Source organism: Butyrivibrio sp. XB500-5 (assembly GCF_003625505.1).
In the GTDB taxonomy this organism is placed as follows: Bacteria; Bacillota; Clostridia; order Lachnospirales; family Lachnospiraceae; genus Butyrivibrio.
This window is the reverse complement of the sequence record NZ_RAIS01000003.1, coordinates 198,472-212,090: the sequence shown is the minus strand read 5'-3', so window position 1 is coordinate 212,090 and position 13,619 is coordinate 198,472. Positions and strand designations below refer to the sequence as shown.

Annotated in this window: 10 protein-coding genes; all 10 read right to left on the bottom strand. The window is 45.2% G+C overall.

The window, feature by feature from the left end; all coding sequences use genetic code 11:
• Positions 1–70 precede the first annotated feature (70 nt).
• The gene (locus tag D6856_RS07410; RefSeq protein WP_120686375.1) at positions 71–2,266 is read right to left on the bottom strand and encodes a beta-galactosidase; all 2,196 of its coding nucleotides are present in this window, start codon (positions 2,264–2,266) and stop codon (positions 71–73) included.
• 42 nt (positions 2,267–2,308) lie between these two features.
• Positions 2,309–3,328: a LacI family DNA-binding transcriptional regulator gene (locus tag D6856_RS07405; protein WP_120686374.1), complete on the bottom strand. Its 1,020-nt coding sequence runs from the start codon at positions 3,326–3,328 to the stop codon at positions 2,309–2,311.
• A 42-nt stretch (positions 3,329–3,370) separates the two neighbouring features.
• Entirely contained in the window at positions 3,371–4,222 is an 852-nt protein-coding gene (locus tag D6856_RS07400; protein WP_120686373.1) for a sugar ABC transporter permease, read from the bottom strand.
• Positions 4,222–5,598: a carbohydrate ABC transporter permease gene (locus tag D6856_RS07395; RefSeq protein ID WP_120686372.1), complete on the bottom strand. Its 1,377-nt coding sequence runs from the start codon at positions 5,596–5,598 to the stop codon at positions 4,222–4,224. The genes D6856_RS07400 and D6856_RS07395 overlap by 1 nt, the downstream gene beginning before the upstream one ends.
• A 92-nt stretch (positions 5,599–5,690) precedes the next feature.
• A complete protein-coding gene (locus tag D6856_RS07390; RefSeq protein ID WP_120686371.1) occupies positions 5,691–6,923 on the bottom strand; it encodes an extracellular solute-binding protein in 1,233 nt (410 codons plus the stop codon).
• Between the two features lie 194 nt (positions 6,924–7,117).
• Positions 7,118–8,347: a DNA-processing protein DprA gene (dprA, locus tag D6856_RS07385; protein ID WP_120686370.1), complete on the bottom strand. Its 1,230-nt coding sequence runs from the start codon at positions 8,345–8,347 to the stop codon at positions 7,118–7,120.
• Positions 8,344–9,918 carry a YifB family Mg chelatase-like AAA ATPase gene (locus D6856_RS07380; protein WP_120686369.1) on the bottom strand — a complete coding sequence of 525 codons (1,575 nt, stop codon included), beginning with the start codon at positions 9,916–9,918 and terminating at the stop codon, positions 8,344–8,346. The genes dprA and D6856_RS07380 overlap by 4 nt, the downstream gene beginning before the upstream one ends.
• Before the next feature lie 801 nt (positions 9,919–10,719).
• Entirely contained in the window at positions 10,720–11,781 is a 1,062-nt protein-coding gene (locus tag D6856_RS07375; RefSeq protein WP_120686368.1) for a type IV pilus twitching motility protein PilT, read from the bottom strand.
• Between the two features lie 14 nt (positions 11,782–11,795).
• Entirely contained in the window at positions 11,796–12,917 is a 1,122-nt protein-coding gene (locus tag D6856_RS07370) for an HD-GYP domain-containing protein (protein ID WP_158588859.1), read from the bottom strand.
• Positions 12,918–12,993: 76 nt separating this feature from the next.
• Positions 12,994–13,587 carry a 5'-deoxynucleotidase gene (gene yfbR, locus D6856_RS07365; protein ID WP_120686366.1) on the bottom strand — a complete coding sequence of 198 codons (594 nt, stop codon included), beginning with the start codon at positions 13,585–13,587 and terminating at the stop codon, positions 12,994–12,996.
• Positions 13,588–13,619 lie beyond the last annotated feature (32 nt).

Genomic DNA, 13,619 nt, shown 5'->3' with positions numbered 1-13,619 from the left:
AATGCATGCTTGGTCCTCGACACTAAAAGCATTCCGTCACTAAAATACGTTACCAATATTATACTTCTTTTTAGTCAATATTGATACGATATTGAGCAAATAAATCTATACTTTCAAGCCTATTTGCAAAGTCGCCTTTTGCATTCATCTTGGGCCAATCTTGCAGATAGATCTTGTCGTCCTTGTTAAGGGGCTTAATATCGATCTCAAATGCTGCGCAGCCGTTGGCGCCCATGAATCTGTCGAGCCCAACTTCCCACTTTTGTCCGGTGTAGAAATTATCGGCTATTATCTCGCCGTCTTTCTTGATGACCGCGCTGTCTCCCGCATAAGCTATGTGCATGAAAAGTTCGTTCATATGCGGCATTTTACCGCTGATCTTTATTATGCCTTTTCCGTTTTCGAACTCAAAAGAAGCTTCTGCGTCATTTCCAAACGATTCCTTGCACTCATATATCGCAAATGCATCACCGTCCGTAAATGTACTGCCGGCATCGCCTTTTTTGCTGCATGTAAAATTAGCGGGCTCCTTTTTAAGCTCGGGATATACTCTAAACGAAGGCTTTTTGTTTTCGCCTTTTGCCACATCAAAATAAAGCTGCACTTTGCCGTCATTTCCGGTAACGGGCATACCCTCCGAGATCACAAGGTGCTCTTTTTTACCTATAACAACTTTGGACGATGCAAGTGCTTCGCCTCTTGTAAGAACAATGATCTTATTTCCTTTGGCATCTCCTTCAATGTCAAAAGAAACTTCTCTGTCAGTATCGGTGTAGAAGACATATGCTTTATGTCCTTTGCCGTCGACATCGTTTATTATGCACATGGGAGTGGCATCTATCGTAATGAGCGCACTATCGCCTATAGGCATACCAAACGGGTAAAAGAAAAAATCACCGTCTGCGATATCTCTTTTGGCAAAAGAAGCAAGCTCGCTTCCGTCCTCTTTGTACGCCGTCGGCGCTATATCCTTATGGAGCGCCATCTTATAGCGTCTCTGATAATTATTTACAAAAAGATATCCGCTGTTATACGCATTTCCCTTGGAATCTTTTCTTTGCTTGTATCTTACGGAAGTACGAAGATCCGTTAGATTTGTGGGCTTAAGAGGATTGCCCGGCTGCTCCGTATAAGGCATGTCGCAGAGATCATCGCCGAAATCATGTATAAAGCTTGCGATCATCCTGACTTCTCTGTAGGTATCCTCCATCTGACCGTACTCTCTAAGGGGAGCATTGAAGTCATAGGAATATGCGGGAAGATCATTGGGGTATCCTGATTCTCTCGTCTCCTGAAGAGTCGTAAGCTTTCCCTTCGGATTGGTTCCGCCGTGATACATATAATATCCAAGGAGATTGGCGCCACAGCCTATCTTGGTCATTGTCATTGCAGCAGTATCAAGCCCTGTCGCGATAGGTCTTCTGTGATGCGTCACCTGAAGTCCTCCGCCGAGCTCAGCCGTAAGGAACGGGAATTTATCCTGATCAAATGTGATACCGACGCCGAGTCCGTAGTCGGAACCGATGTTGTGATCGTTCCTCTCTCTCGTGAAAATATAGTTGCCGCTTGGCTCTATCTCAGTGAGTCTTTGATCCCACGGAGCCTCGCAGTATCCGCCCATAACAGGGACCATTCCGCCCGTAACAGCTCCGCCCCAGCCGGTTGCCGTATATAAAGGCGCATCAAAGCCGATCTCCAAGGCCATAGCCTTAAGAGTCTTCATGTGCTGCTCGCCTTCTTCTCCGGTCTTTCCGCCGCAGTGTCCGTATTCGTTTTCAATCTGGATGCCTATTATAGGACCGTTGTCCTTGATAAAAAGACCTTTCACCTGCTCAAAGGTCTTTTCATAGAAAGTCCTTACATGCGCAAGATACTTGGGATCGTCGGTCCTCACTTCATAGCCGTTTTCTTCTCCGTCCTTTAAAAGCCAGTCGGGGAATCCTCCGTTTCTGGCTTCGCCGTGTGCCCACGGACCTATCCTAAGTACGTTGTAAAGGCCGCATTTCTTAACGGTCTCAAGGAACTCTCTCAGATCCCTGTCGCCCGTAAAATCAAATTTTCCTTGGATCTCCTCATGGTGTATCCAGATAACATAAAGCGAAATTATATCTATCCCGCCGGCCTTCATCTTAAGGAGTTCCTGCTCCCAATACTTTTTGGGGCATCTTGAAAAATGCATCTCGCCCATCATGGGGTACCAGCGCTTTCCGTCCACCAGAAGGCTTACGGGGTCAAAAGAAATCTTGGAGTCTTTATCTATATGCATAAAATAACCTCATCAAATTCATCAAAAAAGTTTACGAAAAGATCAGCACTCTGTGCTCTTTCGAAGCATGATCTCGTGGTTCTTAAGTCTCTGGCTTGAAACCGTCTCACCTTCTATGCTCCTTATAAGAGCTGACGCCGTGACAGCTCCCAGGTTTCTGTCGTTAAAGCGAAGTGATGTGACAGAAGGTATTGAATTTTCCAAAAAGGTACTGTCATAAAAAGATGCGACCTTGATATCTTCAGGGATCCGAACGCCCGCTTCCGAGCACTTTGCCAGCACTTCTCCGACAAATCCGTCATCCATACAGACAATGCCTTCGACATCCTTCTTAAAGATGTCTTTTATCGCATCATCAAGCTTTTGCGTGTTCTCGATATCAAGATAGACTATTCCCTCGTCGATCTTAAGTCCGATCTTCTCATGCGCATCGCGGAATGCCTTAAACCTTGTCCTTGTGATTATATGGTTCTTGGAGCCTCCTATGAGAGCAAGCCTTGTCAGGCCTTTTCCCAAAAGATATTCGACAAGCTCCACACACGCATCATAGTTATCATTGTCTATCCATAGTATGTCCTGATAATCCGTGCTTCCGACAACCACAAACGGAACGCCGCGCTCCTTTAAGTAAACCGCAGGAACATCGTCAACAAGCGTTCTTGTGAGGATAGCTCCGTCAACCTTATGGTTTTCGACTATTCTCTTTAGACCGGTGATATTGTCTTCCGCTGCCATCGTGAGCATGATGTCATAGCCGTAATTGGCTGCGATCTCTGCGATACCTACGATGAGCTTTTGGAAAAACGGGATTTCCATGGCGCTGTAGTCATCAGGCCAGACAACCGCCAGATTATAAGTCCTTTGATTACCTGAATACTTCTGATTGGCAAGCGCCTTTGCCATCATATTGGGCTCGTAGTTATTTTTTTCCACATAATCCATCACCTTATCCTTGGTACCCGAGCCTATCCTTCCTTTTCCGGAGATAGCTCTTGAGACCGTTGTCTTTGAGATTCCAAGGGCATTGGCGATATCTGATATCGTGATCTTTTTACCGGACATATCATTACCTCGTGGGGGACGAAGCAAGTGCCCAAGGCTCTATCAACCTTTAACGGCACCGCCAGTAACACCTTCAACATAGTACTTCTGAAGGAACATGAACAGTAAAGTAACGGGAATGGATATAAGCACGCCACCGGCGCAGAATCTTGTGAAATAACCCTGGTAGTCATTGGTCCATACCCATCTTGTCATCGCAACCGCTACGTTGTAGCTGGGATCATGTCCGAAAGCTACATAAGAAGCAAATACGTAGTCACACCAAGGTGCCATAAATGCTACCAATGCGGTGTAGATAATGATGGGCTTGATTATAGGAAGGATCATGGAAACGAAGATCCTTGCTCTTGACGCTCCGTCAATCCTTGCAGCTTCATCAAGAGCCTTGGGAATAGTATCAAAAAAGCCTTTGCAGACATAATACTGCATTCCGCTACTTGCTACCGTAACAAGGATAAGTCCCGGAACCGCGCCTCCCTGAGTAAGTCCAAACTGCTTTAACAGGAAGTACAGACAGATCATTGTAAGGAATCCCGGGAACATTCCAAGTATAAGCCAGAATCTCATAAGGAATGTACGTCCCGTAAATCTCATTCTTGAAAGCGCATAGCTTACACAGAGAATGATGATAGTCTGGAACAGTGTTACAAAAAACGCGATAATAAGCGTATTGGCATACCATCTTACATAATTGGTCTCTCCCGAAAACAGGAATTTATAGTTATCAAGCGAAAATGACTTAGGCACAAGATAATTAACCATTCCGCCGTATTCCGTGGCATAGCTTCTAAAGCTCTGAAGCACAAGTCCCACAAACGGGAACAGCCAGATAATACTTATAAGTATAAGGACCACATAGGTCACTGCATTTTCGATCGCTCTTTTCTTTTTCATTATTGGAATCCCTCCTCATCACGTACAGACGGAAGCCTGTTGTAAACAGATAACATAACAACGGCGGTAACGATAAATACCATGATACCGATTACGGCTGCCATCTTGTAATTGGTCTCGTTTACGGTCATCTTATAAAGCCATGTAACAAGAAGATCCGTATTTCCCGCATTGCCCTTAAGGCTCATGGACTGCGGTCTTCCCTGAGTGAGAAGATAGATTACGTTAAAGTTATTTAGGTTACCCGTAAACTGGGTAAGAAGATAAGGACCTGTTACAAACATCATGTACGGAAGCGTGATGCTCTTAAACATCTGCCATCCACTGGCTCCGTCTATCCTTGCGCTCTCATAGAGGTCCTCGGGGATATTCATGAGAATACCCGTTGTGATAAGCATCATGTAAGGAATACCGATCCAGATATTGACTACAAGGATAGTTATCCTTGCAAGCATCGGATCTGCCCAGAACGGGATGTAACTATTTATGACACCCCATTTTATGAGGTATCCGTTTATAAGTCCGTCGGGCGCAAACAATCTCATGATATACAAAAGAGATACGAACTGCGGAACGGCTATCGTAAGTACGAGGATCGTTCTCCACAGTTTTTTGAATTTAATGCCTTTTTTGTTGATGAGCATTGCAACCCCAAGTCCTAGGAAATAGTCAACGAACGTAGCAAGAAATGCCCACACAAGTGTCCATGCCAAAACTCTTACGAAAGTATAGCCCATTCCCTGACTTCCGAATGATAAGATATTCTTAAAGTTATCCAGTCCTACCCAGGTAAAAAGATTGGACGGTGACTGGTGATTCTTGTCGTAGTTGGTAAATGCGACGAGGATCATAAATGCTATGGGAAGCACCGTAAACACAAAAATTCCCGTCACCGGAATGGCGAGAAGTGTCTTATGGAAATTCTCATCAAAAAGAGACATGAAGACGGCTTTATTCGTAGGAAGAGTCTTTCCTTCTTTTAGCAAAAGCTCCTCTTTGCGATTCTCTTTTACATTCAGATACCAGATAGCTATCAGCGCCATAACCGCAAACACGCTAAGGACACCGAACAGTAGGATCAGGAAACTGTTGTCTCCGTATACGGTCTTTCTTCCTACTTTCTGTGTCAGAGTTGTTCCGAGAGTATTTATCTTGGAAATATATCCCCATCCAAAGCCTGCCATGTATACGACAAAAGCAATCTCGCATAACAAAAGCGTCACCCCTATGAGGATCTGCCCTCTGAGGATCGGACCCAGACCAAATATAAAGTATGACAATCTGGTCTTTATATCCCCTTCTTTAAAAGTAGTTCCTATCTCCCTTAACCCTGAAAGAAGCGCGTTCTTTTTCTTTTCCTTGGTACCCCGTGCCATATTCAGCTCCTTTTCTTTTAATTGCTCTTAATTATTATATAGGCTCGGAAACATTACGAATCCGAGCCCACATAGTCTTTTTATCCGTTTAATTATTTAGCGTAACTCTCACATGTTGTCTGGAAATCTGAAAGAGCCTTGTTGAGATCGTCATCACTTGATGCTGCTGAGATCTCTCCTGCGATAACAGAATCTCCGAGTGACTTGGCAAGATCCCAGTACTCTCCGGGATACTGTCCCTGAGGGATTGTGTACTGAAGCTGATCTGCAAGTGCTGAAAGAGCTACATCGGCTTTAACAACGTCAGACTGCTGAGCTTTGAGGTTTGAAGGTCCCCAGTTAACTGCTTCGTATCTTGCAAGCTGAACTTCTTCGCTTGAAAGGAACTCTGCAAGTGCATCACATACAGCGAGCTTGTTCTCATCTTCCTGAGGCTTAACACCAAGAAGCTTGAATCCACCGAATCCGCTCATCTGATATGTCTTGCCGTCTGCTCCCTCGAATGAAGGAAGCTTAGAACATGCGTAGTTGTCACCGAATACTTCCTTAACAGCCTCGGCATCCCATGTTCCGTCTACGATAGCACCAACGTCTGTTGCATTGCTGATAGCTGAACCGTTCTTGAAAGCCTTTGAAGATGTAACCTCGATGATCTCCTTAAGAGCTACAACACCTTCAGGTGATGCATAAGAAGCATTGCACTTTGTAAAGTTACCGGCATCGTCAGTCTCATATGAGAGCTGAGCGCCTGCTCCGAAGAAGAATGCTGTCTGATACCAACCGGAATTAGCTTCAAAGTAGAAGTTCTTTCCTGCTGCCTCACAATCAGCAATGATACCTTCAAGTGTTGAAGGATCCTTTACAACGCTCTTGTCATAATAAAGGAAATATCCGTTATCGGAAGTGATGGGATAAGCATAGAGCTTCTCACCAACTGTAGCTGCCGCAACGGCACCGGCGTCGTTCTCAGCCTTAACCTTCTTGGCATTCTCAGGCTCAACTTCCTCAAGTGCTCCTGCTGAAACAAGTCTTGCGATCTGGTCCTGAGCAAATACATAGATATCGGCACCTGCCTTAACGTCTGTGATCATATTGCCGGCTGCATCGCCTTCACCTGTAGCTTCAACATTGAATGTATATCCGTCAAATTCGGGATGTGCTTTCTTAAATTCATCGATCTGTGCATTTGTGAAATCAACAACCGCATCAGCAACCCAGATTTTAACCTCACCACTACCAAAGTCGCTCTTCTTGCCACCGCATCCGGTAAACAATGTAGCTAAGACTGTAGCAGCCATCAAAACTGAAACCAATCTCTTTTTCATTTTAAACCCTCCATAGTTGACATTCCGCTCGCACGTTATTGCGCAAACGGTTGCTCTAAAATTAGCTTATGACCCAGACGGTTTTTTGTCAATAAAGCACATTCTATGATTATTTCTTTGTCAATTTATATAAAATGCATATTGACTTTTTTGATTTTCGGTATCGTTACCGGTAACGTTTCCCTATTTCCCGCTCAAAACTCACGTTTTAAGAAATAAACCCCATTTTGTGCTATCTTTCCCATATTGCTCATGTCAAAAAGTTTCTTCATGAGTTCCGGAACGGAAATCTCGATTCCTCTCTCAGAAATCTTCTCCATAATGCCGGAAGAAGAAATCGGAATTACGTCAACACTTTCAAGAATCGCGGTTTCAAGGGTTTCTTCGGGATCTACATGCTCCGAAACAGATCCGGGGAACGTTGTTAACGCCTCGTTTTCATTGTCATCTTCCCACATTGCGTCCCCGGAGGATATGGATTTCGATCCGGTTTGAGTAGCCACAGCAGGCATCTGAAGCGCTCTGTTTTGCGACGCCGCACGGTTCCTGACATGCCAGAGCCTGTCGATGACATCATTTACATCAATAACCACACCGGCGCCCTGACTTATCAGGTAATTGCAGCCATCGCTAAGTCTGTCTGTCAGCCTTCCCGGGCATGCCAAAACCTCTTTCCCCTGTTCAAGTGCAGTATCCACCGTAATCTGCGTTCCGGATTTACGTCTTGCTTCGACGACTACAACGACATCAGATAGCGCGCTGATTATCCTGTTTCTCATAGGAAAAAAGTTGGCTTTGGGCTCAGTTCCCGGCGGATACTCCGATATCACTCCTCCGCTAAGGCACAGTTCCTCATACACATCTCTGTTGTCATCGGGATAGCAAACATCCACGCCGCTTCCGACGATCGCATAGGATGCACCTCCGGCCTGAAGTGCCGCCTTTTGGCTGATCCCATCAACTCCTCTTGCCATTCCGCTTATGACCTGAACTCCCGCAAAAGCAAGTCCTCTTCCGATCTGCCTTGCCATATACCTTCCGTACTCAGAGCACATTCTGGCTCCGATAATGGCTACAGCCGGCTTATCCGGATTGGGCAATCTTCCCTTCACGTACAACGCAAACGGCGGGTCTTCGATATTCTTTAGTTTCTCGGGATACTCATCATCTATTCTTGAAATAAATTTAATCCCTTTATTTTCAAGCTTTCTTCTTTCTTTTTCAAAATCCCAGACATTTCTTGATTTTATAAGTGAATCAACTTGCTTTTCACTCAAAAACATCGAAAGCTCTTTTTTATCCATGCCATATATTTCCTTGCAGGTTCTGTCTCCGCAAAGAAGTTTATCTATTGATTTATTTCCTATTCCTCGTATGTTAAATAACCAAAGCGCGTAATCATTCTCAGTTAATTTTCCTGTCATTCACTTTCCTCTCTGCTGTTCCAATATTGTCCGTCGGACATTCTATAGCTAAAAGCCTCCATCAGATGTATCTTTTCTATTCTTTCGGAGCCGTCAAGATCAGCGATCGTCCTCGCAAGCTTAAGAATTTTATGATATGCCCTGGCACTTAGCTCCATCGTACAAAACGTATGCTCCATGAAAGCTTGCTCAACAGTTCCCAGCTTACAGTATTTATCTATCTCCTTCGGAGTCATCTGCGAGTTAAAAGAAATCCCGGTTCCCGCAAATCTCTCTTCCTGAATCTTTCTTGCTCTCATCACTCTTTCACGAATCTGTTTGCTTGATTCACCGGCTCTTTTGACCTTGCTTGAAAGATCGGCGATATCCACCTTAGGAACCTCCACGACTATATCTATCCTGTCTAATATCGGCCCCGAAATATGTGAGAGATATCTCTTGATCTCATGCGGAAGACACATGCACTTGTTTCTGTCGGGATAGTATCCGCACGGACAGGGATTCATCGCGCCGACAAGCTGGAAATCCGCGGGATAAGCATAATTCCCCTTGCTTCTTGTTATATTTACAACCTTATCTTCCATGGGCTGCCTGAGCATATCAATAAGCGACCTTGAAAACTCAGGCATCTCATCAAGAAAAAGAACTCCTCTGTGCGCGAGCGAGATGAGCCCCGGCCTCGGAAGTCCTCCACCTCCTACAAGCGCCGATTCCGTCACCATGTGATGAGTGCTCATGAAAGGTCTTTTTGTAATAAGCGCCTTGTTATCGGGCATTCTTCCCGCAACGGAATAAATTGTTGTAACTTCCATGCTCTCATCTTCCGACAACGGCGGAAGAATAGTAGGAATTCTCTTTGCTATCATGCTTTTTCCCGTTCCCGGAGGTCCCACCAGCAAAAGATGATGGAAGCCCGCCGCGGCTATCTCGGCAGCTCTTTTGGCTCCTGCTTGCCCGTTTATATCGGAGAAATCAAGCTTGTCATCATAGATATCTTTTTCGGTAAAAAGACTCTTTATATCAACCTTCGTCGGTGGAATAAGCTCGTCGCGCTCCTTCTCGTTCGCAGACAGATATGCTATAACTTCCTGAAGCGAACTGATTCCCACAATCTTCATACCGGGCACTACCGCGCCCTCTTTGGCATTCTTCTTAGGCAGGATTATCGTCTTGTATCCCTTGCTCTTAGCCTTAGTAACTATGGGAAGCGTTCCCTTTATCGGACGAATGTCACCATCAAGACCTATCTCGCCAAGAAATAGGATGTCTTTTACCGCTTCCTCTTTGATATCTCCCGTCGCTGTCAAAATACCAACCGCAATAGGCAGGTCCACAACAATTCCTTCTTTTCTTATAACCGCAGGTGAAAGGTTGACCGTAATCTTAGCAACAGGAACCTTGTATCCCACGTTCTTAAGCGCAACCTTAACTCTGGCGCCGGCCTCCTTCACATCACCGCTCATAAAGCCAACCATATTGAATCCGGGCAGCCCATCCGACACATCGACCTCAACCTTCATAATGTAAGAGTCAATCCCCCTAACGGCTCCCGAAGTAATTGAACTAAACATTTACTTCCTCTTTTCTCTTTTTAATTGTTCAAGCCTTTTGTCTTTTAAAAATCAATCTTGGGAAAAATCACCTCGAACGAAGTGACCTTCTTAAAGAATTATCACGATGAATAATGTATCAAATCTTGGTGGATTTGTAAATATCTGAACCAAAAACGAAACTGCCTCCCGGCGGCATATAATCGGCAATAATTACCGCCGCTACGCTCTTTTTTCTTTTCAGGCGGCGCATTCCTCGACTTTCGTACCGCCGCTACACTTGTTTTTCTCCTCAGGCGGTGCATTCCTCGACTTTCGCACCGCTGCTACGCTTGTTTTTCTCCTCAGGCGGTGCATCTGTCGACTTTTTTACGGGTTGCAGTGCCAAACCGCATTCCGGCCCGTATTCTCTCCTCGCAATTTACGGGTTGCAGCGCCAAACTTAATTTGCTCCCGTAAATCCACCCGAATTTTTACGGTTCCGCGAGCCCAACAGCATTCTGCCCCGTAGTCCCCCCACTCGCATCGTAGGTATTTCTGCCACATTATTCCTTTCCTGCTTGATCAACGAATTATCAGTCGAGAAAAAGAATTGTCAATCCTGCGCAAAGCGCACCGCGGAGCGGCTTTGGGATTGACAATCCTTTTCCGGCTAATAAACTACGCCCAAGCAGGAGCGGGATAAAGCGCTGCCATTCTCTGATTCAGATGTTGATCGCTCCTTGCAGGAAAGCAATAAAAAAGAGCCCAGCACCAAGTGCTAAGCTCAAATCTTGCCAATATGTGCATGCCGCCAATAACGCTTCCGCGGCGCACCACCTATCACCGCAGCATCTTGTTCTGCATGGTCTCGGGATCCTGCGCAAACTGAAGAGCCATCTCGCGAGATATCTTCTGCGCTCTGTAGAGATCGAGGATGGCGTCGTCCATTGTGATCATGCCCTGCTTCCTGTACGTCTGCATATAAGTAATAAGCTGGTGAGACTTGCCCTCACGGATAAGGTTTCTCACAGCGCTGTTTACGTGAAGCACTTCGAATGCGGCATTTCTTGAAACGCCGTCCGCTGAAGGAATGAGCTGCTGGGAAATGACTGCTTCCAGAACTCCCGCAAGCTGGATCCTGATCTGTTGCTGCTGATGAGAAGGGAATACATCGATAAGTCTGTCGACCGTATTGGATGCTCCGATGGTATGAACCGTTGAGAGCACCAGATGTCCCGTCTCAGCAGCAGTTATAGCTGTGCTTATAGTCTCAAGATCTCTCATCTCGCCGACAAGGATTACGTCCGGATCTTCTCTCAGCGCCGCCCTTAAAGCATTGGCATAGCTGTTTGAATCCGTTCCTATCTCCCTTTGGTTAACGATGGAGAGTCTGTGCTGATATGTGAATTCTATAGGGTCCTCAAGCGTTATAACATGAGCTTCCCTATTGTTGTTTATCATATCGATTATGGAAGCAAGTGTCGTAGATTTACCGCTTCCCGTAGGTCCCGTGACGAGTATGAGACCTCTTTTTTTCATATATAGATCAATGACAGTCTCGGGTATCCCAAGGCTCTCGGCAGTGGGTATCTTGGTCGCAACGACTCTGAAAGCCATAGCAATAGAGCCTCTCTGTCTAAAGAGATTAAGTCTGAAACGTCCTACTCCGGGTATGGAAAAAGACATATCGTGCTGGCCGTTCTCTTCAAGCTTCTGCCTCTGCTTCTCATTCATGATCTCTTCCGCGATCTCCTGAGTGTCGGCAGGCATCATCTTGTCATAGTTGTCCATTGCTATAAGATTGCCGTTAAGTCTCATTTTGGGATGAAGACCGACCGTGATATGAACATCGGACGCCCCTCTATCTTTGGCTTCTTTTAGGATCTCTTCAATCTTTGACATAGTACCCCTCTGCATCAGACATACTCAGGCTCATCAACGGTGATTCCAAGAGCTTTCATCTTGGAAGTATCCATGATATAGCGGTTGTCCATTGTTTTCATGATATCTACTATCTCGAGATTACCATACGCTCCCGTGTTGGAGAGGTCGATAATTGTATTATCCTTAAAGCTAAGTACTGTAGGGCGAAGGAAATCAGCCTCATTGGTCCTTATTACAAGCGCCTTCTCACCCGTATTAAGCTCGACGCTGACGCCCGGAACAAGGATGTTAAGTGAATCCACAAGCGCTTTTACCACCTTGTGATCGAAAACATCGCTTCTTTGCATCATCCTTCTTATGACAAGCACCTCGGAAATAGGCGCATCGTCAACTCTCACAGCCGTTTCCTTATCAAAGATACCCGCAACAACGAGCACCTTGGCTGATATAAGAGCCTTACTCGTATCAACTATATTGTTTCTCCAATAATCATAGAGAATCTTTCTCGACTGATTGCATGCACGTCTTACATTCGGAAGGAATGAAAAAGCATCATCAATAATGGGATATCCCGCAACCTCGTGAGCATCTATAACAGAAAGCTCTTCCTGCGTGCAATTAAGCTTGGACTGAAGCTCCGCACTTAATGTGAGCTTACCGATATCGTGGATAACTCCCGCCATAACAGCCTCGTTCTGGTCGGAGAGCGATACTCCGAGCGAATGGCAGATCATGGCACTTAAAATGCCAACATTGAGTGAATGCTTGTAGATATAATCTTCCGTACTTCTAAGAGCCTGTTGGAATGTGATCTTCTTGTTCAGGTTACCGTAGCTCTTGATTATCTGAGCACAGATATTAGGGAAACGCTCCTGTTTATGGGTCTTGACGATATGTTCCATCTCATCCATTATCTCGTGGTACATGACCGTCTGGAACCGCTCAAATTCAATATCATCCTGTGTCATAGGCGGAACAGGCTCCGCGGGCTCTAAGATAAACACACCTATAAGGCCAAAGTTCTTGATGTTCTCAATACTTTGCAAGTCCTTAAGAACGTGTGCCCTATCATACAAAAGAGCTCCCTTCTTGCTATAGATCGGCCTTGCAAGCCTCATCCCCGGTCGTAACTCATCACACTTAATAAAAAGCATGCCCTCTTTCTCCTCCAAAAAAATCCTTCTCATTACTTATAATTATCATTCCAAGAATGCAAAAAATCAATGACAATCAGGTAAGTTCATCCAAAGTATTGCCATATGAAGACAGGAACTCATTTACAAAATCAAGAACCTCGGGAAGCTCCTGATAGAGACTTCTAATGGTCTTCTCCGTACTCTCTTTTGCCGTCCTGAATTCACTGTTGCCGGCTCCTATCTCAGCCATACATTTGATGAGCGCAGACAGCTTGTCCGCTGCCTTTACAAGCCTTCTCATATATTTCTCATCTTCATTATCATCTGCATTAAATATAGCTTCAAAGGATGGCCTGAGGTCATCGGGAAGCTTCTCAAGAAGCTTGTCGTCCGCGATCGCCTCAACTTCCTTGTAGGCATTCTTAAGCTCTTTGTTGAAGTACTTAACAGGTGTGGGCATATCTCCCGTGATGATCTCGGAAGCATCATGGTAAAGCCCTATGAGCGCCGCCTTATTGGCATCAAGGTGCTTGCCGTAGCGCACATTACCTATGGTACAAAGAGCATGAGCTATCATGGCAACTTCCATAGAATGCTCGCAGAGATTCTCCTGCCTCGTGTTGCGCATAAGTGCCCATCTGTCTATATATTTCATTCTCGAAATAAGTGCAAAGAAATTGTAATTCATCGTGTTCCCCTTTTCCCCATATTATTTTCAGT